This window comes from Pelodictyon luteolum, assembly GCF_001622165.1.
In the GTDB taxonomy this organism is placed as follows: Bacteria; Bacteroidota; Chlorobiia; order Chlorobiales; family Chlorobiaceae; genus Chlorobium; species Chlorobium luteolum_B.
Map to the genome: position 1 here is coordinate 36,652 of NZ_LVWG01000027.1, position 24,278 is coordinate 60,929.

The 24,278-nt window shown below is 58.0% G+C and carries 20 protein-coding genes and 3 tRNA genes; 13 read left to right on the forward strand and 10 right to left on the reverse strand.

Going from position 1 to position 24,278, the window contains the following annotated elements:
- The first annotated feature begins 54 nt into the window (after positions 1 to 54).
- Positions 55 to 360, forward strand: a complete 306-nt coding sequence (trxA, locus tag A3K90_RS04995) for a thioredoxin (RefSeq protein WP_303681462.1) — start codon at positions 55 to 57, stop codon at positions 358 to 360.
- On the opposite strand, the gene A3K90_RS05000 is transcribed toward trxA, so the two are convergent.
- The 6 genes from A3K90_RS05000 to A3K90_RS05025 form a co-directional block, all read right to left on the reverse strand.
- Complete coding sequence (locus A3K90_RS05000; protein WP_303681463.1) at positions 357 to 1,034, reverse strand: CPBP family intramembrane glutamic endopeptidase; 678 nt, start codon at positions 1,032 to 1,034, stop codon at positions 357 to 359. The genes trxA and A3K90_RS05000 overlap by 4 nt on opposite strands.
- Positions 1,035 to 1,097: 63 nt before the next feature.
- Positions 1,098 to 1,904: a hypothetical protein gene (locus A3K90_RS05005; RefSeq protein WP_303681464.1), complete on the reverse strand. Its 807-nt coding sequence runs from the start codon at positions 1,902 to 1,904 to the stop codon at positions 1,098 to 1,100.
- Positions 1,905 to 1,974: 70 nt separating this feature from the next.
- Positions 1,975 to 2,337, reverse strand: coding sequence for a hypothetical protein (locus A3K90_RS05010; RefSeq protein WP_126341391.1), 363 nt, complete (start codon positions 2,335 to 2,337; stop codon positions 1,975 to 1,977).
- A gap of 88 nt (positions 2,338 to 2,425) precedes the next feature.
- The gene (locus A3K90_RS05015) at positions 2,426 to 3,013 is read right to left on the reverse strand and encodes a hypothetical protein (protein ID WP_303681465.1); all 588 of its coding nucleotides are present in this window, start codon (positions 3,011 to 3,013) and stop codon (positions 2,426 to 2,428) included.
- Positions 3,014 to 3,081: 68 nt separating this feature from the next.
- A complete protein-coding gene (locus A3K90_RS05020; protein WP_303681466.1) occupies positions 3,082 to 3,684 on the reverse strand; it encodes a hypothetical protein in 603 nt (200 codons plus the stop codon).
- Between the two features lie 375 nt (positions 3,685 to 4,059).
- Positions 4,060 to 4,617, reverse strand: a complete 558-nt coding sequence (locus A3K90_RS05025; protein WP_303681467.1) for a hypothetical protein — start codon at positions 4,615 to 4,617, stop codon at positions 4,060 to 4,062.
- A gap of 251 nt (positions 4,618 to 4,868) precedes the next feature.
- Between A3K90_RS05025 and A3K90_RS05030 the strand changes: the two genes are divergently transcribed.
- Positions 4,869 to 6,761 carry an ABC-F family ATP-binding cassette domain-containing protein gene (locus A3K90_RS05030; RefSeq protein WP_303681468.1) on the forward strand — a complete coding sequence of 631 codons (1,893 nt, stop codon included), beginning with the start codon at positions 4,869 to 4,871 and terminating at the stop codon, positions 6,759 to 6,761.
- A gap of 12 nt (positions 6,762 to 6,773) precedes the next feature.
- Here the strand turns inward: A3K90_RS05030 and A3K90_RS05035 are convergent, their stop codons facing one another.
- The 3 genes from A3K90_RS05035 to A3K90_RS05045 all read right to left on the reverse strand — a co-directional run bounded on the left by A3K90_RS05035 (position 6,774) and on the right by A3K90_RS05045 (position 10,835).
- On the reverse strand, positions 6,774 to 8,975 hold the full coding sequence (locus tag A3K90_RS05035; protein ID WP_303681469.1) for a prolyl oligopeptidase family serine peptidase: 2,202 nt from the start codon (positions 8,973 to 8,975) through the stop codon (positions 6,774 to 6,776).
- 171 nt (positions 8,976 to 9,146) lie between these two features.
- Positions 9,147 to 9,665, reverse strand: a complete 519-nt coding sequence (locus A3K90_RS05040) for a hypothetical protein (protein WP_303681470.1) — start codon at positions 9,663 to 9,665, stop codon at positions 9,147 to 9,149.
- A 117-nt stretch (positions 9,666 to 9,782) separates the two neighbouring features.
- Positions 9,783 to 10,835 carry an RluA family pseudouridine synthase gene (locus A3K90_RS05045; protein ID WP_303681471.1) on the reverse strand — a complete coding sequence of 351 codons (1,053 nt, stop codon included), beginning with the start codon at positions 10,833 to 10,835 and terminating at the stop codon, positions 9,783 to 9,785.
- Between the two features lie 42 nt (positions 10,836 to 10,877).
- Between A3K90_RS05045 and lpdA the strand changes: the two genes are divergently transcribed.
- From lpdA to bchH, 4 genes are all read left to right on the forward strand, one after another.
- Positions 10,878 to 12,305 (forward strand): dihydrolipoyl dehydrogenase, encoded by a 1,428-nt coding sequence (gene lpdA / locus A3K90_RS05050; RefSeq protein WP_303681472.1) that lies wholly within the window; start codon positions 10,878 to 10,880, stop codon positions 12,303 to 12,305.
- 161 nt (positions 12,306 to 12,466) lie between these two features.
- Complete coding sequence (gene bchI / locus A3K90_RS05055; protein WP_303681473.1) at positions 12,467 to 13,621, forward strand: magnesium chelatase ATPase subunit I; 1,155 nt, start codon at positions 12,467 to 12,469, stop codon at positions 13,619 to 13,621.
- On the forward strand, positions 13,621 to 15,483 hold the full coding sequence (gene bchD / locus A3K90_RS05060) for a magnesium chelatase ATPase subunit D (RefSeq protein WP_303681474.1): 1,863 nt from the start codon (positions 13,621 to 13,623) through the stop codon (positions 15,481 to 15,483). Before bchI ends, bchD begins: the two co-directional genes overlap by 1 nt.
- A 128-nt stretch (positions 15,484 to 15,611) precedes the next feature.
- The gene (bchH, locus tag A3K90_RS05065) at positions 15,612 to 19,439 is read left to right on the forward strand and encodes a magnesium chelatase subunit H (protein ID WP_303681476.1); all 3,828 of its coding nucleotides are present in this window, start codon (positions 15,612 to 15,614) and stop codon (positions 19,437 to 19,439) included.
- Positions 19,440 to 19,629: 190 nt separating this feature from the next.
- Here the strand turns inward: bchH and guaB are convergent, their stop codons facing one another.
- Positions 19,630 to 21,123 carry an IMP dehydrogenase gene (gene guaB, locus A3K90_RS05070; RefSeq protein ID WP_303681477.1) on the reverse strand — a complete coding sequence of 498 codons (1,494 nt, stop codon included), beginning with the start codon at positions 21,121 to 21,123 and terminating at the stop codon, positions 19,630 to 19,632.
- 175 nt (positions 21,124 to 21,298) lie between these two features.
- Here guaB and A3K90_RS05075 point away from each other — a divergent pair.
- The 7 genes from A3K90_RS05075 to A3K90_RS05105 all read left to right on the forward strand — a co-directional run bounded on the left by A3K90_RS05075 (position 21,299) and on the right by A3K90_RS05105 (position 24,251).
- Positions 21,299 to 21,385 (forward strand) — tRNA-Ser (locus A3K90_RS05075).
- 89 nt (positions 21,386 to 21,474) lie between these two features.
- Positions 21,475 to 21,557 (forward strand) — tRNA-Ser (locus A3K90_RS05080).
- A 13-nt stretch (positions 21,558 to 21,570) separates the two neighbouring features.
- A tRNA-Ser gene (locus A3K90_RS05085) sits at positions 21,571 to 21,663 on the forward strand.
- 183 nt (positions 21,664 to 21,846) lie between these two features.
- Complete coding sequence (locus tag A3K90_RS05090; RefSeq protein ID WP_303681478.1) at positions 21,847 to 21,987, forward strand: Arm DNA-binding domain-containing protein; 141 nt, start codon at positions 21,847 to 21,849, stop codon at positions 21,985 to 21,987.
- Between the two features lie 28 nt (positions 21,988 to 22,015).
- Complete coding sequence (locus tag A3K90_RS05095) at positions 22,016 to 22,252, forward strand: Arm DNA-binding domain-containing protein (protein ID WP_303681480.1); 237 nt, start codon at positions 22,016 to 22,018, stop codon at positions 22,250 to 22,252.
- A 101-nt stretch (positions 22,253 to 22,353) separates the two neighbouring features.
- Positions 22,354 to 23,622: an ATP/GTP-binding protein gene (locus A3K90_RS05100; RefSeq protein ID WP_303681481.1), complete on the forward strand. Its 1,269-nt coding sequence runs from the start codon at positions 22,354 to 22,356 to the stop codon at positions 23,620 to 23,622.
- Positions 23,622 to 24,251: an RloB family protein gene (locus tag A3K90_RS05105; protein WP_303681482.1), complete on the forward strand. Its 630-nt coding sequence runs from the start codon at positions 23,622 to 23,624 to the stop codon at positions 24,249 to 24,251. The genes A3K90_RS05100 and A3K90_RS05105 overlap by 1 nt, the downstream gene beginning before the upstream one ends.
- Positions 24,252 to 24,278: the final 27 nt, after the last annotated feature.

The window sequence follows — 24,278 nt, forward strand, 5'->3', positions numbered from 1 at the left end:
CGTTGTTTAGAGACTGAGTTCCAGCATAACCCCTAACCCGCAACCGTATCCATTATGGCAACCTCGCTTGAAGATCTCATAAGGACCAGTACCACTCCCGTATTCGTTGACTTCTGGGCCGCATGGTGCGGGCCCTGCAAAATGGTCGCTCCTTCCGTGAAGCGGCTTGCCGAAGAGTTCAAGGGCCGGCTGATGGTTGTGAAAGTCAACGTTGATGAACAGCCGGCAGCAGCCTCGCGCTTCCAGGTGCAGGGCATCCCTGCCCTCATGCTCTTCAGGGACGGAGAGAAGAAATGGAGCACCGCAGGAGCTGTCCCGTATCCCCAGCTCAAGGCCGAAGTGGAGAAGGTGCTCGGCTAGATTTTCCTTGCAATGCCCGACATGATGGCCATGATGCCGATTATCGCGTGCGACAGAGAGACTCCGGCAAGGTTGGGTATGCGTTGGTAAATGATGCTCCACATGATGCCGGCGGCAAAGCTCAGCAGGCCGGTCAGCGGATCAAGGTAGACGGCGTGCAGGAACGCAAAAGACGTCGCCGAGATCACGACCTGCCAGATCGGGCTGTGGATGTTGGAGCGGCGCATCTCAGAGAAGAGAAACGAGCGGAACAGGAATTCCTGGACAGGGCTTGAGACGAGGACATAGAAGAAAATGAATGTCGCCTCCGGTGGAGGCAGAAGTCGATCATGGACCCCGGCGATGGGCATGAGGAACACCACCCCCGCTGCCGCGATGCCGGCAGGGAGGTTCACTGCCAGTGATGTTCGAAGGTTAAAGTTTTCAAGCCCGAGCTCGGCGGCGGAATGGCCTTGCATGAGGGCATAGATGGCCGTGAAGACGAACATCAGCAGCAGCAGTAACGAGCGCAGGGAGAAGGGTACCATCCCCGTAAGGATGGTCGCGACCGGCAGCCAGTACAGCAGTGCCAGCACCATGAGGAAATGTGTGCGGCTATGGTGTTTTTCGGGGTATTGCGTCTTTGTGTTCACCGTCATTTCATCCTGTTCCATCATGCAGGCAATGTAATCCATAACAGCAGAAGGCCGGTTGGAATTCCGGCCTTCTGTCATAGTATCTGCTGTGAGAATGATGACTCATTCGGGAGGATTCTCCTTGATGGCTTCATACTTTTTCTTGTTGTTACCGTTTTCTGTTGCACTCTCTTTAATCTCGGGCATGTTATAATTTTTCCTGATGTCAACTCTTTGCTGGTTTTTACCATCAATAAGTACCAGAAATGTGCATCCCAGAGATGCAGTCGGAACTGTCACGCCACCACTTTTTGAAACTCCGCCGATTAATCCTGTCAACGCTCCTGCAGGGCCGTTCATGAACCCGCTCACATAGGGAGAGAGTGCAACGCCCGTTGCCCGGGTGTCTACGCCCATCGTATAGGTGATCGCATTAGGGATACTTAGCAGGCTGATGTTGTATCCTTGCAGTTCATCAACATCGTCAATGTAATGGGTTGTATCGTAGACAATAGTCGGCATATCGACTTGGTCCGATTTATTCTTTTTACCCTGAATGGTGATGGAGCCGATGAGTTCTCCTTCAGCAACACCGCTGAAGCTGAATTTGATTTTCCGTGCTTTGTTTTTACGCTTTTTTTCGATGTTCGCACGATTGAAAATGATTTTTGTGCTTCTGCTTTTTCCGTTTGCTACAGCATAGTGTACTGTCGAGAAAAAATGATTTGACAGCATCGGTAGGCCCTTTATCTGTGCGGGAACACCTTGAATACTGAAGAGGGTTGGTGGCGCAATAGGGGCGGTGATGATGCCTGGTGCATATGCTGGCGGGTGGTCCGATGACCCGATATTGTAGTTGAAGTTCCCGATGGCCGTACCGTCCGCGGAGTTGATGACATCCTGTCCTTTTGCGGCCGGTCCCTGCAGCATGATGCTGAACACCAGTACGATGAGTATCTGTATTTTACGACTCTTCATGATTCTGTGGTTTTAAGATCCTTCAGTAATTGCCGCCGATTGCCAGTGCCGTAGCAGAATTGTTGAAATTCACAGTAGCGCTGCCGATGCTTCCCCCGCTTTCAGCAGATGATGTTGTGCTGCTGCTTGAAGTGTTTGATGATGTCACGCTCAGTCCATCTGGAAAGTAGTTGTACTGCTTGGCTGTAACCGTGGCCATGACATAGTTGCCCTGAACGATGTAGGCAGAAGAATTATCGGATGCAGCTGCAAGACCTCCGGGTATTGATACAGGCGAAGAAGCGTTTGTATTGTCGAACTGGATGTTGGGATCAGCGCGAACGGTACTGTATGATAGAATTGAGCCCGTCAGGCAGAGTAGTGGCAACAGCAGAATCTTTTTCATTGGTAGGTTCCCCCGTTTGAGTCGGTTATCGGATTAAATACAGACCGGGGTTTGTCCCGGTCTGTAGATGAACACATCGTAACTGTTGTTACGGTGCGGGATTGGTCGTTGTCTGATTGTTCCTTGAAATGAAGTCGCCACCAATGCCGACCACGCTGGGCGCATTGATTGCACTCACCATCGCACTGCCGATGCATGAGGCTGCGCTACCATTGCTCAGAGCACCGGTATTCTCGGCATGAACTGATGTGATGCCAAGTGAGGCGGCACCATTGGCAGCTGCAAGCACCGGAACGATGGCATACTGATCGGGGCTGTTGACTTCCATCGTTGCACTCACTGCGCCTGCCCCATCAATAGCATCAGTCTGGTAAGCACTTACCGCCAGCGAGGCCATGTTGCCGTCAACACTGTATGCTACAGCATTGTCGTCTGCTATGGCGCTGTCGGTGATGAGTGTGTTGTTGCTCAGCATGCTGACCGTCGTGACATTGTCGCTAAGGTATGATTCATTTTCGCTGAGCACTTTGAGGACGTTATCGCTTAGAATGGCGTTGTCTTGGTTGACATTGCTGCCTATCGGCAGCACTACAGCATCAACAGTTGCGGCATGAGCAACTCCAGCAACGCCGAAAGTTGCGATTGCCGCCAATGCCGTAATCATTGTTTTTTTCATGATGTTCTCCTTGTAGAGTTGATGTTATTGTGACATGTCGAGCAAACTGCTCTTGAACATGGCAACAGTTAAGGGTTTGTGGTGGTAGTGTTGCCGGTGGAGATAAAGTCGCCACCAATACCGACAACGCTAGGCGCATTGATTGCACTCACCATGACGCTGCCGACGCATGAGGCGGCGCTTCCATTGCTCAGAGCACCGGTGTTTTCTGCATGGACGGACGTCAATCCCAGTGTTCCGGCTGCATTCGCCCCGGAGGCAAGAGGGATTAAAGCAAGCTGATCAGCGCTGTTGATCTCCATGTTCGCGCTGACAGCGCCCAAACCATCAATCGCATCTGTCTGATACGCAGAGACACTGATGGTTGCCATATTTCCGCCAACGTTATAGGCAACGGCACCGTGGTCGGCTATTGCACTTCCTGTAATGGATACGTTGTCGCTGAGAAGTTTGACGGTTGTCTCATTATCGCTAAGGACCTTGGTGTTGTCGCTGAGAAGTTTCGTCGTGTTGTCGCTGAGAAGTTTCGTCGTGTTGTCGCTCAGCAGTTTGTTGTCCTGGTTGACTTCGCTGAAAATGGGCAGTACCACGGCATCTACCGTATCTGCATGTGCATTCCCTGCAAAACCGAAAGCGGCAACAGCTGCAATCGCAATCGTCATCTTTTTCATAATGTTTCTCCTGAAAGAGTTAGTGATATGTTTGTAGTGTGAGTTGTCGGCATCCTTTTAGTGACACTATACGGCTAAGCCTTGCACCGGTTGTTTTGTGAATGTATGTGGCTTGCTGTCCGTACTGCAGAACCATCAGGTGTTCCGACGCTCTCTTAATCACAAGTATCGTGCCAGAACTGCTAACCGGTTGAAAATCAACCGGTCGGTCTGGAATCATGCCCGGGACGGTTCGTCCCACCTGTCCCATTCTGGGGCAAAAGAGACAGCATTGCCGGAACGCAGAAGGGTAGAGCTGCCACAGTATATGTGCAGACTGGAAGGGGGTAATAGGTATGGTTGTTACAGGTGGACTTGTTGAGCCCGCTCTGGAGGCTATTTCTGCATCTGGCGGATGCGGCTGAAGAGGCTCGTGTGGGGGTGTTTCAGGAGGTCGTCCTGGTGCTCGGGGAGGGTGACGTGCCTTGCTACCGTTTCAAGCATCCTGTCGTCGAGGTGCTCGGCGATCTGGAGCATGCGGGCGAGGTGGTGGCGGAGTTCCGAGATGATGAACTTCTCGGCGTGGTGCTTTTTCATCCTGCCGAGGATTTCGGCCAGGATGGGCGGGTCGATATGGCGCGAAACCTCGGTGAAGTACTCCGGGGGGAGGTCGTTGGCATAGCCGGTTGCCTGCTCCACGCCCATCTTGAGGCATACCCCGGCAGCTATCTTCGGCCGTATGTGCTCGACCATCAGCGGGATGACGACGAAGTGCGGTATGTACTTTACGATCATGCTGATGGCCTGGTACAGCTCATCGAACCCTTCCGTTTTGGCATCAACCACTGAGCGTGTCCAGAGGGCGACAGCTTCCTGCTGGTGCTGTTCCATACGGCGGATGGTTTCTGGTACGGGGATCTCGGCCCAGGCGAGGGAGTCGTCGATGGCGGCCATTTGAAGGGGTCGGGTTCGGATATGATTGAACGGGGGTTTGCAGCCCCTTTTTTTATTGTAAGCAAAAAAATTCGATCCCGAAACCCTCCGCACCCTGCTCCCGCTTCCTTAGTCATTGCAGAGGGTGCAAAACCCGATCCTTTGTCTATATTGGGGCGATATATCGGGACGCCGCCGGGCGAGACATCCGCGCCCGCCGAGCTCTCCATGCATGCGGCATTCGATTCACTTACAGGGAAGAGAAGGTACATATGGTTTTACTGACGGTTGAGGGGCTCAAAAAGCAGTACGGGCTGAAGCATCTGTTTTCGGACGTGTCGTTCGGCATCGACGATGGCGACAAGGTCGGCATCATCGGGGCAAACGGGAGCGGCAAGAGCACGCTGCTGCGGATTCTTGCCGGGGTTGAGCAGCCCGACAAGGGGCGGCTTATGGTGGCCAACAAAAAGAAAATCTCTTTCCTCCCGCAGGACTCGCCCTTCGATCCGCAGGACACGGTGCTCGAGGCGGTGCTGCGCTCCAGCGACCGGGTGATGGACCTCATTCTCCAGTACGAACTTGTCTGTGAAAAGCTCGAGCATCTCCACAGCGAGGACCCGTCGCTCATCGACACCATGAGCGAACTGGCCCATGAGATCGACGTCGCCGGCGGCTGGGAGCTCGAGTCGAACGCCAAGGCGGTATTGGGGCGTCTCGGTCTGTATGACCTTACGGCCAGAATGGGCACCCTGTCGGGCGGCCAGCGCAAGCGAGTTGCCCTCGCCCATGCGCTTGTCGTGCCGAGCGACGCCCTCATCCTCGATGAACCGACCAACCATCTCGACGCTGACAGCGTCGAATGGCTCGAGCAGTACATCAAGCGCTACCAGGGCGCGGTGATCCTCATCACCCACGACCGGTACTTCCTGGACCGTGTGGCGATGCGCATGATTGAAGTCGACAAAGGAACGGTTTCCACTTATACGGGCGGGTATTCAAGCTATCTGCAGCAGAAGGCAGTGGAGGAGGAGCAGGCCGTGCGCGATGAGCGCAAGCGCCAGGCGCTCGTGAAGCAGGAGCTGGAATGGATGCGCGGAGGCTGCAAGGCCCGCACCACGAAACAGAAAGCCCGCATGCAGCGGGCCGAAGGGCTGGTCTATGCTCCCCCCAAGGAGAAGGACCAGGCGCTCTCGATCGACTTCGGTTCCGACCGTCTCGGCGACAAGACCGTCGAGTTCCACGACGTCTCGAAAGCATACGGAGAGAAAACCCTTCTGCGTGACTTCGAGTACCGCATCCGCAAGGGTGACCGTATCGGCATCATCGGCCCGAACGGATCGGGCAAAACCACCCTCTTTGAAATGATCGCCGGCCGCATCCAGCCCGACAGCGGTCATATCGACATCGGCAAGACGGTCCGTATAGGCTACTATGACCAGGAGAGCCGCAACCTCGACGAATCGAAACGCGTGATCGACTTCATCCGCGAGGACGCCGAGCAGATAAAGACCAAAGACGGCACGGTGGTCTCTGCAGCCAAAATGCTCGAGCGCTTCCTGTTCTCCGGATCCCAGCAGTACAACACGATCGGGACCCTCTCGGGCGGCGAACGCCGCCGCCTCTACCTGCTGCATCTCCTGATGGAGACTCCGAACGTGCTGCTGCTTGATGAGCCGACCAACGATCTCGACATCCCTACCCTCCGGGTGCTCGAAGACTACCTCGACACCTACGAGGGGTGCCTTGTCGTGGTAAGCCACGACCGCTACTTCCTCGACCGGACGGTGGAAGACATCTTCGCCTGGGAGGAAGGCGGCACCATCCGCCGCTACCCCGGCAACTACACCGTCTACCTGGAAATGAAGGCGGGGGAGAGGGCCTCCCGTGAGAAGCCCCCACTGAAAAAAGAGCCGGTTCGCCAGAACGCCGCCCCTGTGCAGGCGCCGACCCGGCGCAAGCTGAGCGGGAAGGAGAAAAAGGAGCTCGAGCGGCTTGAACAGGCAATCGCGGCAGCTGAAGAGCGCCAGCAGGCGATTGCCCTTGAGCTCGCAGCCGCCGGCAGCGACTTTGCCATCGTGCAGCGGCTCAGCGGGGAGCTCGAGCTGCTGCAGAAACAGCTGGAGCTGGACATGGCCCGCTGGACCGAACTTGCCGAGTTTGCCTGAAAAGCGCTGTCCTCAGGGTTTCGGCTGAAAGTCGCCCGCTCCTGTCTGCCAGAGCCCGAATGAGAGAACGTCGGCAAGCGACTCGAATGTTTTTGATTTGGTGTTGCCCATCCCGTGGCCTGCTTTCCTGTCAGCGAAAAAGAGCACCGGTTTTGCTGACGTCGTCGCCTGCTGGAGCCGTGCCGCGAACTTCGCCGGCTGCCAGGCGCTGACCCTCGGGTCGTTCAGGCCGGTGGTCACGAGTGCAGCAGGGTAGGCGGTGCCATCCTGTATGTTCAGGTAGGGGTCCATGGCGATGAGGGCGCGGCGTTCATCCTCCTTTTCGACGGTCCCGAACTCCGGCACGTTCACCGGTCCGTTCGGGGTCTTTTCCCCGCGCAGCGGGTTCATGGCCCCGACCTGGGGAATGACTGCCCCGAACAGCTCCGGCCGCTCCACCATCGCCATCCCCACCATGATTCCCCCCGCACTCGCACCGTTGAGGACGATTTTTCCCGGTTTCGTGTACCCGTTCTTTACGAGGTACTCCGCCGAGGCGATGGCGTCTTTCCAGGTGTTGGGTTTCTTTTCCTTCATGCCCTCCACATGCCACCGGTCACCAAGCTCCCCGCCGCCGCGCACATGGGCCACGGCGAAGATGCCGCCCCGCGTCGTCCAGAGCAGCATCGAGGGGCTGAAGAACGGCGAGATCGATTTGCCGTAGGCACCGTATCCGTAGAGCAGCACGGGGTTTTCTCCATTTCGTTTCAGTCCTTTCTGGTAGACGAGGGAGAGGGGAACCATGGTGCCGTCGTGTGAGGGCGCCATGACCTCTTCGACCACCAGGTTGCGGTATTCGGGGTACTCTGCACCTGAAGAGATGGTTTCTTTGCGGTATGTTCCGGTTTCGGGCAGGTAGCGGTAGCGGCGGTAGTCGCTGCTCCAGCCTGCTATGGTGACCCAGATGTCCCTGAACCTCGGGCCTTTCGAGGAGATGTAGGCCGAGCCGGCCCTGAAGGGGATTGTGAGCGGGGAAATTCTGCCGGTTGCTTGCTCCAGCCGGTACAGTTTCGCTTCGACACCGTGGCGGGAGCGGGTGAAGTAGAGGGCGTCACGGGTAAGGCTGAAGGAGGTGAGGAGCGCTTCGGGGTCTTCCCCGACGACGGTTTCAGCGGTGCTGAAGTCCGGCCGCTCGAGCGGGGTTTTCAGGATCCTGAAACGGGGAGCGTTTTTTGGAGTGAACACATACAGTTCTGCCGCTGTGGCTGCAAAATCATGGATGTCGTCTTCGGGGCGGATCAGCGGCTTCCAGTCGATCTTCGGGGCCAGAAGTCCGGTCGAAGGGGCGGTATAGACCCGGAGACGCCGCTCGACGCTGGAGACGAAGGCGAAGAGTCGCCCGCTTTCCCGGTCATAGGTGACGCCGGGGATCTCGGAACCTGCAATCTGCAGTTCGGGGTACTTTTCGGCTGAAAAGATCTCGATATCCTCTTTCGGATCGGTACCGGCCCGGTGCAGGAATACCTGACTGTCGTATTGCGGGTTCTGGCCCGGGCGGGTAAGGGGCCGCAGCCTGTTGTATATGAATGCGGTGCCGTCCTCTGTCCATGAGGGAGAGGCGAACCGGCAGCGGTCGATGATTTCAGGGTAGAGCTGTTTACGGTCGACGTCCATGATGAGGATGCGGTCATCCTCCGAGCCGTCGGCCGACACCGATATCGCTACCCTCAACCCGTCATCTGAAGGGGAGGTGCGGCTGATGACATGGCGTGCGCCCTCTTCCCTGTCGAGGGTTCCGGGGTCGAAGAGCAGGGTTTCTTTTCCCTTGAAGCCCTTGCGCATGTAAAGTTTGCCGGTTTCATCGCCGGGCGTTTCCTTGAGGTAGAAGTAGCGGTCGTTGTCGGTGATGGAGAGGCTGTAGGCCTTCGATTTTCTTCTCAGGTCGAACTCCTCCATTTTCCGGAGCAGTTTGCTTCGGCCGGGGATGCTTTCGAGTACTGCGCGGGCATACTCCGACTGCTCCTGGACCCAGGCTGTGACGGCGGGAACACTGAAATCCTCCAGCGGGCGGAACGGGTCGGAGACCTCCACCCCGGAGAGTGTTTCGGTGTGCGGCCGGTGTGGCGGACCAAGCGTCGGCAACGCCGGACCCGGTTCCTTTGCCGAGAGGGTTCCGCCGGAGAGGAGAGAAGCGAAAAGGGGAACGAGGAGAAGGGCTGCCGGGGATCGGGTCATTTGCGTCAAGGTGTTTTGAGGGTGATGTTTTCTTTTTTGTCGTACAAGAAAGCGGCCCTGCAGCGTGATGCTGCCGGCCGCTTTGGTCACTGTTCTCTCTCTCTCTCTCTCTGCTGTACTCTCAGCTATAATATAGAGCATTAATGGTAATCCCCGGAGATCCTCAATCGTTCATCTCCAGCGTGGGCTGTCTCCATCCCGCTGAGGGTAGCGGTCGCGGCTGCCATCCCTGTCCCGGTCCGGCCTGCTCCGCTCCCGGCGCTCCCAGTTCTCTGCACGGCGGTATTCGTAGTCTCTCCGGGAACGGATGTCCTCATACCGGTGGCGCGTGATGCGTCCCGGCACCCTGTTCTGGCGAACCCTTACCCATGGACCGCCGTAATTGGACGAGCGGTACCACTCTCCACCTTCATAAATGTAGTACCGGTCCTGGTGGTAGATGATGTCATAGGGAGCACCGACCGAGACATAGAACCCGAGGTCCGGCGTGTAGAGGAACCGTGGCCGCTGGTCAATGACGAAGCGCCGGGGTCCCCGCTGCTCGACCACCACCGGGGCGGGGGAGCTCACGATGAAGGGAGCGGGGGCCCCGAGGTTGATGTTGACATTGACTTTCGCCTGTGCCTCCGGGGCGAAGCCTGCTGCGGCCAGCAATGCGGCGGCAGCGGCGATTTTCATACCTGTGTTCATACGTACTTTCCTTTTGCTTCGTGTTTGCATTCTCTCTTGCTGATACTGGTCACATGGCCTCAAAAACTGAACACGATGCAGACTGCCGGATCGGGTTCCCGGCTGAGGGTATCGGCTTCAGGCTTCTCTGGCGCTCCTGTATATGACGCGGATTTTCTCGAGAGCTTGCGCCATGTCGTCGGGAAGCGGTGCACTGAAGGAAAGATGCTCTCCGGTCGTGGGCTGGTGGAAGGAAAGGGTGGCGGCGTGCAGGGCCTGGCGGGGGAGGAGGTCGAGGAGGTTTTTGACGAAGCTTTCGCTTCTCGGGAAGTCGAGGTTCCGCAATGAAGCGCCTCCATAAGTGGTGTCACCGAGGATCTGGTGACCGAGGTGCTGCATGTGGGCGCGGATCTGGTGGGTCCGGCCGGTGTGCAGGGTAAGCTCTGCGAGGGAGAACCAGTGGAGGTTTTCGGTGACCCGGTAATCGGTTATGGCGGTTTTGCCCTCAAGTCCCTCGTAGGGGAAGTTGGCCATGACCTTGCGGTCCCGCCTTGAACGGCCGATGTTGGTATGGATGGTGCCTTCCTGCGGCTCCGGCACCCCCCAGAGGATGGCGGTGTAGAGTTTCGACACCTTCCGGTCGGCGAACTGCCGGGCAAGGCGGTGGAGGGCGGTGGGGTTCCGGGCGACGATGATGAGGCCGGAGGTGTCCTTGTCGAGCCGGTGCACGATGCCGGGACGGAGTTCAGCCGTTTCAAGTTCTTCTGCATCGGTGCCGAAATGGTGCAGGATGGCGTTGGCGAGCGTGCCCGTCCAGTTGCCGAACGCAGGATGCACCACCATGCCGGGGGCCTTGTTGACCACCATGAGGTCACTGTCCTCGTAGACAATGTCGATCGGGATGTCTTCAGGCGCAAGCTCCGGGGCGGGCGGGCGGAGGAAGGTCATCTCAATCGAGTCGCAGGACTTCACCCGGTAGTTCGACTTCACCGCTTTGCCGTTTACCAGCACCCGTCCGTCCTCGATGGCTTCCTGTACCTTGTTCCGGGTTGCGTTTTCGACCTGCCGCGAAAGGTACTGGTCGATGCGCATGGGGCACTGCACCCTGCTGACCTGCAGGGTGAGTTTTTTCGGCTCCAGGGCCAGGTCCCCTCCGGGGGGGCATTCGTTTTTTATCGGGTGATTTTGCATTTTGCTGAAGCATTATACTAAAACCCTGACACAATTCAGCGCATGGCTTCCATCAACACTGCAACTCCCCTTCCAGCTTCCCGCAAGGCAGACGTTGCCGTCATCGGTTCCGGGCCCGGTGGCTACGAGGCGGCCCTCCTTGCCGCCCGTATGGGCATGCAGGTCACCCTCATAGAAAAATCGGCACTTGGCGGCGTCTGCGTCAACTGGGGCTGCATCCCCACCAAAGCCCTGCTCCGGAGCGCCGAGGCGTTCGACCTCCTCCGCAAAGGGGAGGCGCTCGGCCTGAGTGCCCGAGAAGCCACGTTTGAGCTGGCAGCGGCGGTGAAGCGCAGCCGCACGGTGGTGCTGAAGATCTCGAAGGGGATCGAGTACCGGCTGCGCAAAGCGGGCGTGGAGGTCGTACAGGGCGAGGCGCGCTTTGCCGGTCCGAACGAGCTCGAGGTCATCCGCGACGGTGCGGTTGCGGCCTCCATCAGCGCATCCTCCATCATCGTCGCCACCGGCGGCAGGATGCGCACCATTCTGGGCCTTGAGCCCGATCAGCGCCTCCTCATCACGAGCCGTGAGGCTCTTGCCATGAAGGAACTGCCGGCCTCCATGATCGTGCTCGGCGGCGGTGCAATCGGCGTAGAGCTGGCCTGGTTCTATGCAACCCTCGGTACCCGGGTCACCATCGTCGAAATGATGGAGCGTCTCATGCCGCTGGAGGACAGCGAGATATCCGAAGCCCTCAAGCGCTCGTTCCAGAAAGCCGGCATCACGGTCGCCACCGGCTCGAAGCTCGAGGATGTAAAAAAAGATGGGGGGCGGGTTACGGCCCGGCTTATGGTTCCGGGTGAAGAGCCGCAGGAGATCGAGGCGGAGCTTATGCTGCTTGCCGTCGGCGTGGGGGGCAGCACCGAAGGGCTCCGGCTTGAGCGGGCGGGCGTCGGGGTCTCGCGGGGGTTCATTGAAACCGACGCCCGGTGCCGGACCGCCGTGGCGCACATATACGCCATCGGCGACGTCCGCGGCGGCATGCTGCTTGCCCACAAGGCCTCGGCCGAGGCCGCAATCGCCGTTGCCTCCATCGCCGGCACCTCCCCCGAACCCCTTGATGACACCATGATCCCTCGCTGCGTCTATGCCGAACCCTCCATTGCGAGCATCGGCATGAGCGAAGAGCAGGCGCTGCAGGCAGGAAGAGCGGTTTCTGTCGGCCGCTCGAACTTTGCCGCATCCGGCAAAGCCAACGCCTACGGCAACCTCGAGGGGCTGGTCAAACTGGTGTTCGAGGCCGGGGGCGGGCCGCTGCTTGGTGCTCACCTGATCGGCCACGGCGCGGTGGAACTCATCGGGGAGCTGGCGCTTGCAAGAAGCCTTGGTGTCACGGCCTCACGGCTCGCCTCGGTCGTACACGCGCACCCTACCCTGTCTGAGTCCATACGGGAAGCCGCTCTCGTGGCTCAGGCTCCTCCTGGGGCATAAATGGGCATGCAGGCGGCCACCTTTATCTAAAAGGATTTTCGATTGTCGGGCTAAAAGCATAAATTCAAGGTTTATTATTGCAACTCCTTAACCAACAGTAAGCCTTTTCCGGTGAATGATTTCTCGGTTCACGGGGCGGGGTCTCAACCAAACGATCAATTATGACTCAGACTGAAACAGCTGCCAAGAAAACTGCTGCCAGGAAAACAGTTGCCAAGAAGGCCGCAGCGGCTCCTGCACCCAAAAAGGCTGCAGCTCCTGCCAAAAAGAAGTCCGGCCTTGCGTTTCCTTTCACCGCCATCGTCGGTCAGGAGGAAATGAAGCTCAGTCTGATCCTCAACATCATCGATCCGAGGATCGGCGGCGTGCTCGTAATGGGCCACAGGGGTACAGGCAAGAGCACCACGGTCCGTGCGCTTGCAGAGGTTCTTCCCTTCATCGACCGTGTAGAGGACGATATCTACAACCGCACCCCTTCGCAGTTTGTCGAGGGTGAGGATGCAAGGAAAGGCGCAAAAGCGATCGACCCCGCAACCCTGAAGACCGAGAAAATCCCCGTCCCTGTCGTCGACCTTCCGCTCGGTGCGACTGAAGACCGCGTCTGCGGTACCATCGACATCGAACAGGCGCTCACCAGCGGTGTCAAGGCCTTCGAGCCGGGTCTGCTCGCTCAGGCCAACCGCGGCTTCCTTTACATCGACGAGGTCAACCTCCTTGACGACCACCTTGTCGACGTGCTGCTTGATGTGGCCGCCAGCGGCAAGAACGTGGTCGAGCGCGAGGGTATCAGCATCCGCCACCCGGCCCGCTTCGTGCTCGTCGGTTCCGGCAACCCCGAGGAAGGCGAGCTCCGCCCGCAGCTCCTCGACCGTTTCGGCCTCCATGCCCGCATCATCACCATCCTCGACGTCGCCAAGCGTGTCGACATCGTCAAGCGCCGCCGCGAGTTCGATGAGGACCCGGACGCCTTCATGAAGAAGTACAGCCGCGAGCAGGTCAAGCTGCAGAAGAAGATCCAGACCGCCAAGGAACTGCTTCCGGAAGTGACGATGAGCGACGAGGTGCTGACCGACATCGCCCGCCTCTGCATGAACCTCGGCATCGACGGCCACCGCGGTGAACTCACCATCACCCGTACGGCCCACGCCCACGCCGCATTCATGGGCCAGAAAGTGGTCACCATGAAGCATGTCAGGGAGATCGCAGGCCTCTGCCTCCGCCACCGCCTCCGCAAGGATCCGCTGGAGACCCTTGACGCTGGAGAGAAGATCGAACGTGAGCTCGCAAAAGTCCTTGGAGAAGCAGAAGCAGTATAATGAAGATAGCTTTTACCGATATAGTGGGAATGGATCTGGCCAAGCAGGCGCTCATGCTGCTGGCCGTCGATCCAGCCCTCGGCGGTGTCGTCATCCCCTCGGCCGTAGGCTCGGGAAAGTCGACTCTGGCCAGGGCATTCGCAGACATTCTTCCCGAAGGCACTCCCTTCGTGGAGCTGCCCCTGAACGTCACTGAAGACCGCCTCATCGGAGGCGTCGACCTCGAGGCCACCCTGGCAAGCGGTGTACGCGTCGTGCAGCACGGCGTGCTCTCGAAAGCCAACGGCGGTGTGCTCTATGTCGACTCGCTGAGCCTGCTTGACAGTTCGGCCGTGTCGCACATCATGGACGCCATGTCGAGGGGCGAAGTGCTTGTCGAGCGTGAAGGACTCAGCGAGGTGCACCCGGCCAACTTCATGCTGGTCGGCACCTACGACCCTACAGACGGCGAGGTGCGCATGGGCCTGCTCGACAGGATCGGCATCATCGTCCCCTTCACCGCCCAGAATGATTTCCGGGCGCGCAAGAAAATCGTCGACGTCGTCCTTGGAAAAAGGGACCTTGAAGACACCCGCGATGAACTGAAAATGCTCGCCGGGTTCATCAATGCAGCCAAGGAGCAGCTCCCGCAGGTCTCCATCACCAAAGAACAGGTGCAGGCGCTCATACAGACCGCCCTCAGCCTCGGCGTCGAGGGCAACCGCGTCGATATTTTCACCGTCCGTGCCGCACTTGCCAGCGCAGCCCTCCAGCAGCGCAGCGATGTCGACGAAGAGGACATGAAGCTGGCCATCAAGCTGGTGCTCATTCCCCGTGCGACCCGCATGCCCGAGCGTGAAGAGGCGGCTGAGGATATGGGACCCGAAGAGGCGCCGCCTCCCGAGGAGGAGCCCGAGACCGGGGAAGAAGAGCAGCAGCCGGACAACTCGACGGACGCCGATGCCGAAGAGGAGAAGGAAGAGACACCCGACATGATCGAGGAGCTCATGATGGAAGCCATCGAAACCGAGCTGCCCGACAACATCATGAACATTTCGCTGGCTTCGAAGAAGAAGAGCACATCGGGAAGCCGCGGCGAGGCGCTCAACAACCGGCGCGGCCGTTTCGTCAGGGCCCAGCCCGGCGAGATGCGCAGCGGCAAGGTCGCCCTCATCCCCACGCTGATATCGGCAGCTCCGTGGCAGGAGACCCGCAAGAAAGACAAGAAGATGGCGGGCAGGCCGAAAACCGCCCTCATCATCAGCAAGGACGACGTCAAGATCAAGCGGTTCCGCGACAAGAGCGGTACCCTGTTCATCTTCATGGTCGACGCCTCCGGCTCGATGGCCCTCAACCGCATGCGCCAGGCTAAGGGAGCGGTCGCAAGCCTGCTCCAGAACGCATACGTGCATCGCGACCAGGTCGCACTCATCTCCTTCCGCGGCAAGCAGGCACAGGTGCTTCTTCCTCCGTCCCAGAGCGTTGACCGCGCAAAGCGCGAGCTCGACGTGCTGCCGACCGGCGGCGGAACCCCGCTCGCCTCTGCTCTCTACCTTGGTTGGGAAACCGCCAAGCAGGCCCGCACCAAGGGAGTCTCGCAGATCATGTTCGTGCTCATCACCGACGGGCGCGGCAACATCGGCCTGCAGTCATCATTCGATCCCAACGCCGAGAAACCCTCCAAAGAGGATCTCGAAAAAGAGGTCGAAGCACTCTCCCTCTCCGTGCAGTCCGACGGCATCGCCTCCGTGGTCATCGATACCCAGATGAACTACCTTTCCCGCGGCGAAGCGCCCAAGCTTGCCCAGAAACTCGGCGGCCGCTACCTCTACCTTCCGAACGCAAAAGCTGAGCAGATCGTCGACGCAGCCCTCAGCTTCTGATTTTCCCCCATTCCGTCCCGGCAAGTTCCGGGGCGGGATATTTCTTCGTTTTCTTCTTCTTTTCTACATTGTAGATACGGGTTGCTACGGCGGCCTGAATATCTTTTTGTAAAAAAGTCAAGGAAGTCATGTCACAACTTCGCAAAATCGTTGCCGTTGTAGGGCTCGAGCAGTACAACGCAGGACTCTGGAGGAAAATCAAGGGGCTGCTTTCCGGCGAGGCCGAGCTGACCCAGCTGAGCGATGTCGATCTTGAAAAGCAGCACCCGGAAGCCGGAGCGGCCATCCGTGAGGCTGACTGCGTGTTCATGAGCATGATCCAGTTCAAGGAACAGGTTGACTGGTTCAAAGAGCAGGTCGAGGCCGGCACTCCCGGCAAGACCATTTTTGTGTTCGAGTCGATGCCGGAAGCAATGTCCCTGACGAAGGTCGGCAGCTACGGCACCGGGGACGGCAAGGCGGGCATGCCCGACATGGTGAAGAAGGTTGCCAAGATGCTCGTGAAAGGCCGTGACGAGGATGCCCTGTACGGCTACATGAAGCTGATGAAAATCATGCGCACGATCCTTCCTCTCGTTCCCGCCAAAGCGAAGGACTTCAAAAACTGGCTGCTTGTCTACTCCTACTGGATGCAGCCGACGGCGGAGAACATCGCCAACATGTTCCGCCTCATCCTCAAAGAGTACTACAACGAACCCGTTACGGTCGGCGCCATCGTTGATGTGCCGAACATGGGACTCTACCATCCCGACGCCCCGGAGTATTTCAAGGACGTGAAAAGCTACAAGTCGTGGATGAAGAAGCGCGGAGTGAACATGGACAAGGGGCGCCGTATCGCCCTGCTTTTTTTCCGCAAGCACCTGATCCAGGAAAAGACCTATATCGACAACACCATCCGTGTGCTTGAAAAGCACGGGATCCAGCTCTATCCGGCCTTCGTGACCGGTGTCGAGGGCCATGTGCTCGTGCGTGACTGGCTATTGAGGGAAAACCTCGACATGCTGGTCAACATGATGGGGTTCGGACTCGTCGGCGGCCCGGCAGGCTCGACCAAGCCCGGCATCGCGGCCGATGCCCGCCACGAAATCCTCTCGAAGCTCGACGCCCCCTACATGGTCGCACAGCCGCTCCTTACCCAGGAGTATGAATCATGGCACGAGCTCGGTGTTTCGCCGATGCAGGTGACCTTCACCTACTCCATCCCCGAAATGGACGGCGCCGTCTGCCCGGTCATCCTCGGTGCGCTCCGGGACGGCAAGGTGGAGACCGTACCTGAGCGTCTTGAGCGGCTCGCCATCCTCGTCAAGCAGTGGCTGCGATTGAGGGAAACGGCGAACCGCGAGAAGAAACTGGCCCTCATCGTCTACGACTACCCCCCGGGCCTCGGCAAAAAAGCCAGTGCAGCCCTGCTCGACGTACCCAAAACCCTCTTTGCCGTGCTCCAGCGCCTGAAGAAGGAGGGGTACGAGGTCGGCAAGCTGCCGGAAAGTTCTGATGAACTGTTCCGTCTGCTCGACCGCGCAACCGACTACCAGGCGCTCCAGAACAGTCGCGAAGCGCTTACGGTAAGCCATGAGCGATTCAAGGAACTGACGACGGCGGGCGAGCGTGAGCGCATCGAAGAGCGCTGGCAGTCGTTCCCGGGCGAAATCGTTCCGATGGGTACCGAAGAGCTGTTTATCGGTGGCATCCGGTTCGGCAACATCTTCATCGGCGTCCAGCCGCGCATCGGCGTGCAGGGTGACCCGATGCGGCTTCTGTTCGACAAGTCGAACACCCCGCACCACCAGTATATCGCGTTCTACCGCTGGATCAGCCGCGAGTTCCAGGCCCACGCCATGGTGCATGTCGGCATGCACGGTTCGGCTGAGTGGATGCCGGGCCTGCAGACGGGCCTGACCGGAGAGTGCTGGCCGGACGCCCTCTGCGGCGAGGTTCCGCATGTCTACATCTACCCGATCAACAACCCGAGCGAGTCGACCATCGCCAAACGGCGAGGTCTTGCCACCATGGTCTCGCACGTCGTGCCGCCGCTTTCTCGCGCAGGCCTCTACAAGGAGCTTCCGGCCCTCAAGGACCTGCTTGCCGACTACCGCGAGCGCAACCCCCAGGGAGCGGGTGAGGGAAGCGATGCGGCAGGCATCGAGGAGGCAATCATGCAGAAGGCCGAGCTGCTCAACCTTACCGATGACTGCCCGAGGAGGGAGGGGGAGCCGTTCGCCGACTTCGTCAGCCGCCTCTACATCTACATGAGCGAACTCGAGAACCGCCTCATATCCAACTCGCTGCATGTGTTCGGCGAGGCAAGCCCTCTTGAGTCGCAGGTCACCACCATCACCGAAACCCTTAAAAACCGGGGCGAGAACGGCCGTACCCTGCCCACCATCCTGCTCGCTTCTTCCGGAAAGAACGGCCACTTCACCGGCTATGAAGAGCTTGCCGCACGTTCCCGCCAGGGTGACGAAGAGGCCATCCGTCTGCGTGAATGGGTCGAGCAGGCCTGCCGCCAGTACGTCGAGGAGGTCCTGTTCCAGCACAAGTCGGCTTCGGGTGTGTTTACCGCAATCACCGGCGGCAGCCGCCCGGCAGCTGAGGACCAGCCGTTCATCGAGCAGCTGATGGGCGAAGGAGCGCAGCTCCTGCATGCCCTTCGCGACAACACGGGCGAGATGGAGTCGCTCATGAAGGTGCTCAACGGCCGCTATATCGCCTCGGGTCCCGGCGGCGACCTGGTGCGCGACGGCATCAACGTCCTGCCGTCCGGCAGGAACATCCATGCCATCGACCCCTGGAGGATCCCTTCCGAGCTTGCATTCAAGCGCGGGACCCTCATCGCCGACAGCATCGTCAAAAAGCATCTTGAGGAGAACGAAGGCCGCTACCCTGAAACCATCGCACAGGTGCTCTGGGGCCTTGACACCATCAAGACCAAGGGCGAGGCCGTGGCTGTCGTCATCCGCCTGCTCGGCGGCGAACCCGCTTACGACGCCTTCGGCAAGATCAGCCACTACGGTCTCGTACCGCTTGATCGCCTGAAGCGGCCGCGCATCGATGTGCTCATGCAGCTCAGCCCGATATTCCGTGACGCGTTCGGCCTGCTCATGGACCAGCTCGACCGCCTGGTGAAAGAGGCTGCCAAAGCCGATGAACCCGAGGAGATGAACTTTATCCGCAAGCACGTCAACGAAGCCGTCGCAGGAGGGGCCACGTTCGAGGGTGCGACGTCGCGGCAGTTCACCCAGTCGCCCGGCGCCTACGGCACCTACGTCGACGACATGATCGAAGACTCCGCCTGGGAGTCCGAGGACGACCTCGACGATCTCTTCATCCGCCGCAACAGCAGCGCCTACGGCGGTGAGCGTAAAGGAGAGAAGGAGACGGAAATCCTCAAGAACCTGCTCGGTTCGGTCGACCGTGTGGTCCACCAGGTCGATTCCACCGAGTTCGGCATCTCCGACATCGACCACTACTTCTCCTCATCCGGCTCACTGCAGCTTGCCGCACGGCGGCGCAACACCAGGGCAACGGACGTGAAGCTCAACTATGTCGAGTCCTTCACCTCCGACATCAAGGTCGACGACGCGGAGAAGTCCCTCCGGGTGGAGTACCGCTCCAAACTCCTCAACCCGAAATGGTTCGAGGGGATGCTGAAGCACGGCCACAGCGGCGCCACTGAAATCAGCAACCGTGTCACCTACATGCTCGGCTGGGACGCTGTGACCAAGAGCGTTGACGACTGGGTCTATAAAAAGACCGCGGAAACCTACGCCCTTGACCCCGAGATGCGCGAACGCCTTGCGAAGGTGAACCCGCAGGCCATCAAGAACATCGTCGGCAGGATGCTCGAAGCCCACGGCCGCGGCATGTGGTCTGCCGACCAGTCGACCATCGACGAGCTGCAGGAGATCTACGCTGATCTTGAGGACCGCCTCGAAGGCATGACGGATGAGGATTGATGGTTGAAGATGGAGGGCCGAAGATTGAGGGCCGAAGATTGATGGTCGAAGATGGAGGGCCGAAGATTGAGCTGTGGGTAGAGAATGCGGCGAAGAGCCGGAAAACAGACGCGGGTCCATCAGGACCCGTTTCTGTTTATATGAGTGCGCCCGTTGCCGGGGATGTGCTGCAAGGGACGAAGCCTGGCGTTCAGGTGGCCGTGGAGTAGTTCGGAGCCTCTTTGGTGATCTTGACGTCGTGGGGATGGCTTTCGCGCAGGCCGGCAGAGGTGATGCGAACGAACTGGGTCTTCGTTTTCAGCTCCTCGATGCTTGCGACCCCGCAGTAGCCCATGGCGGACTTCAGGCCGCCGATCAGCTGGTAGACGACCTCGTCGAGGCGGCCTTTCGAGGGGATCCTGCCCTCGATGCCTTCCGGAACATATTTTTTCGACTCGCTTGAAGCGTCCTGGAAATACCGGTCGCTGCTGCCTTCGGGTTCCGACATGGCGCCGAGCGATCCCATGCCGCGGTAGGTCTTGAACCGGCGTCCTTCGTAGAGGATGGTCTCGCCCGGGCTCTCGTCCGTTCCGGCGAAGATGCTGCCCATCATGACGGCGTCTGCTCCGGCGGCAAGCGCTTTGGCGATGTCGCCGCTGTACTTGATGCCGCCGTCGGCGATGATCGGCGTGCCGGTCTTTGCGGCTTCCTCGGCGCAGTTCAGGATGGCGGTGAGCTGCGGCATGCCGACGCCCGCCACGATGCGGGTGGTGCATATGCTGCCGGGCCCGATGCCGACCTTCACCGCATCGGCTCCGGCCGTGATCAGGTCACGCACAGCCGATGCCGTCGCCACGTTGCCGGCGATCACCTGCAGGTCGGGGTAGGCTTTCTTGATCATCGCAACCGTATCGAGCACCGCCTGGCTGTGGCCGTGCGCCGTATCGACGGCGACCGCGTCCACCCCCGCTTCTACGAGCGCCCTGACCCGGTCGATCGTGTTGGCACGGATGCCGACTGCCGCACCCACCATAAGGCGTCCCTGGCTGTCCTTGCAGGCATCGGGGAACTGCTTGCGGGTCTGGATGTCCTTGAAGGTGATGAGTCCCTTCAGGTGTCCTTCAGCGTCGGTGATGAGGAGCTTTTCAATCTTGTTGGTGAGCAGGGTCTCTTCGGCTGCTTCAAGACTCACGTCTTCACGGGCTGTGATGAGGTTCCTGCTGGTCATGATGTTGGCGATCTTCGCATCGGGGGCGGGTTTCATGCGGAGGTCCCGGTTGGTCACGATGCCCTTCAGCTTCATCTCGCCGCTGTCGCCCGATTTCGGACGCTCTACGACCGGAATGCCGGAAATCGAGTGGCGCAGCATGAGGTCGATGGCGTCCTGCATGGTGGCATCTTCATACAGGGTGAAGGGGTTGCGGATGATGCCGCTCTCAAAGCGCTTCACCTTGGCCACTTCGCGGGCCTGGTCGGTGAGGGAGAGGTTCTTGTGGATGATGCCGATGCCGCCGGAACGGGCCAGCGCTATGGCCAGGCCTGCCTCGGTGACCGTATCCATGGCGGCGCTCACCATGGGGATCTTCAGGGATATCGATTTCGTCAGCCGTGAAGAGACGTTGGTCTCCTTCGGCAGCACGTTGGAGTATGCTGGTATGAGCAGGACGTCGTCGAAGGTCAACGCTTCTTGCAGGATCTTGGTCATGGGGCACGGGTTGGTTGATTGCGGCAAAATGAATCTGCCAATTTACAAAAAGTGCCGTTAGAACGGCAATCTGCGGTAAAAAATCCATTGCAGGACCGGTTTTGGCGCATGAAACGGAAGGAACCTTTTTGAAAAAATAAAATAGAGTGTAAATTAGAGGCCGTTTCTCTGGAACGGAGAGGTCGCATAGTGGTCTAGTGCGCTCGCCTGGAAAGCGGGTAGGGTGTAACAGCCCTCGAGGGTTCGAATCCCTCCCTCTCCGCTGAACGTCGTCCTTTCGGGCACCGGAATTTTTCTGGTATTTTGCCTTGGGAATGGCTATCTTTTGTTCCTGTTCTTTACATGCCAAGTGGAGGATTAGCCTAATTGGTAAGGCAGCAGTCTTGAAAACTGCCGGGTTCACGCCCATGGGGGTTCGAGTCCCTCATCCTCCGCAAAAAAACACCTGGAGAGGTGGCCGAGTGGCTGAAGGCACCGGTTTGCTAAACCGACGTAGTCTGTAAAGGGCTACCGAGGGTTCGAATCCCTCCCTCTCCGCCAAATGACAGTTTATAGCTGTCTCATATAGCCCGAAAAACCCTGTAAAATCAGGGCTTTTTTGGTTTATGGCTCTAATGTTGCCCCCTACATTGGTCTTGTGGCGTCCAGTTGTTTTGGGGGGAGTTATTGAGTGTATGATACCCCCAGGCGATTTCTGATACCCCCAAAACAAGATCAGAACCAATGCCGAAACGGATTCTCCCTCTTTCCGATGCTCAGGTGAGCAAAGCCAAGCCTGCTGACAAAGATATCAAGCTCTTCGACGGTGCAGGCCTTTTCCTGCAGGTCACCCCCAGTGGCGGTCAACTCTGGCGCTTCAAATAAAGGTTCTACGGGAAACGGTAGTTGATTGATGGCTTTAGGGCAATATCCTCAAATCACCCTTGCCAATGCACGAAAGCGGCGCGAGGAAGCCCGAGTCCTTCTGGCCAACGGACAAGATCCCGGAGCAGCAAAACAGGCCGCCAAGAAAGCAGCATTGATCAACGAGGCATCATCCTTCGAGCTGATAGCTGGTGTGTGGTATGGCAAGAATGAGGCTGTAAGGTCTCCCGGCCATGATACAACGGTAAAAAACCGTCTCATATAGGGAAGATTGTGGCATAAAAATGTCCCAAGAACTAATAATAATCGGTAATATTGAATATTATTGTTGTAATTTGAAAATATTTTAAATCTATCTGCAATAATATGCTCATCGATTTTCGCGTCAAGAACTTCAGGAGCCTGCGTGATGAGCAGGTACTCAGTCTCGTTGCCGCCAAAGACAACTCGCTGAGTGATACCAACACGCTGAGCACGGGCTTGAAGGCCGTCCCAAGGATGCTGCCAAGCGCCGCGATCTATGGCGCCAATGCCAGCGGAAAATCCAATCTCATCAAAGCCCTGCAATACATGCGCGGGGTTGTACTCGAATCAGCCACACTCATACAGCCAGGCCAGACTTTTGCCGTTCAACCTTTCAGGCTGGATCCCTCATCCGAGAAGGAGCCTACTGAGTTCGAGGTCACCTTTGTGCTCGATCAAGTGCGGTATCAGTATGGTTTCAGCATGACATCGAAGAGGATTGTAAGCGAGTATCTTCTCGTGTACAAAGCGTTTAAACCACAGCAATGGTTTGAGCGCCATTACGACTCCGATCAGGATAAAGACGTCTACGATTTCGGAACCGGTCTAAAAGGTCCGAAAACCCTCTGGGAAAAAGCTACCCGACCGAACGCCTTGTTCCTGTCGATGGCCGTGCAGCTCAATAGTGAAGATTTGCGTCCGGTTTTCGACTGGTTTGCACGAGATCTGGTCATTTTCAATGAGCAGGCCCCACTGAATACGCAGTTTGCCATTCAGCTGCTAAAAGATGCTGAAAGCAAAAAGCGGATATGCGACTTCCTCACAACGGCAGATATCAGTATTTCTGATATCGAAGTTGTTACCGATAAAGTGCCCGGGCAAAAAGTGCATTTTGATCTGACCGCCGGCAAAACCGAACTGCGAAGTGAAGAGTTTGAGGAAAGCAGATTGCGTTTCACCCATGTCACTGACCAGGGGAAAGCGGTCTTCGATCTTGATGATGAGTCCAATGGCACGCGCATCCTGGTGTTTCTGGCAGCGCCTATTCTCGATATTCTCGACAAGGGTCTTACGCTGGTCATCGATGAACTCGATACCAGTCTGCATACCCTTCTGGTCAGAGAGCTGGTAAGATTGTTCCATCGTCCCGAAATCAACCGGCGTGGTGCGCAGCTGATATTCACCACGCATGACACCTCCCTGCTTGACGCACCGGGCCTGTTTCGACGTGATCAGATATGGCTGGTCGAAAAAGATACCAGCCAGGCCTCGACTTTGGTTGCTCTTGCGGAATTCAGTCCCCGTAAAAACGAGGCTTTGGGGAAAGGGTACCTGAGCGGCCGGTATGGAGGCATTCCCTTCCTGACCCATCATTCAGGGGAGGTTGACTGATGGCGCGTGATAATTCCCCCAAAATCCGGCAGATAAAGCATCTGGAACGTAAACTGGGTCGACGGGCCAGCTATGACCGGATATTGATCGTTTCTGAGGGAAGCAAAACCGAACCGAACTACTTTGAAGAAATCCGTTCCACGCTTCGCCTGCATACCGCCAACGTGGTGGTTCGTCCCGGCGAACTTGGAACAGCACCCTTTCAGGTTGTCCAGTATGCCAAACAGCTTTTTCTTGAGGGTGACAGGCACCGGAATATCCAGCGCCTCGCCTTCGAGCAAGTCTTTGCCGTATTTGACCGTGATGATCACAAGAGCTATTCCAATGCGTTGAACGCTGCCGAATTGCTTGATGGAACACTCAAGAACGACAACAGGCAGTTGATCCGATTCCAGACGATTCCTTCAGTGCCAAGCTTCGAACTTTGGCTCCTGATTCATTTTGAAAACATTCAGTCACCAATTAATCGCCATGAAGTTCTTCGCCGACTGAAAAAGCATATCCCCAAATACGAAAAAGGATGTAAAGGCACCTTTAAGATGACACGCGAGCATCTGGAGTCAGCATTTTCACGGGCGGAAAAACTGGGGGAACCGGACAATGTCAACGAAGATGACGCATTTTTTTGAAAAAAACATTCACTTTTCAGCCGGGTT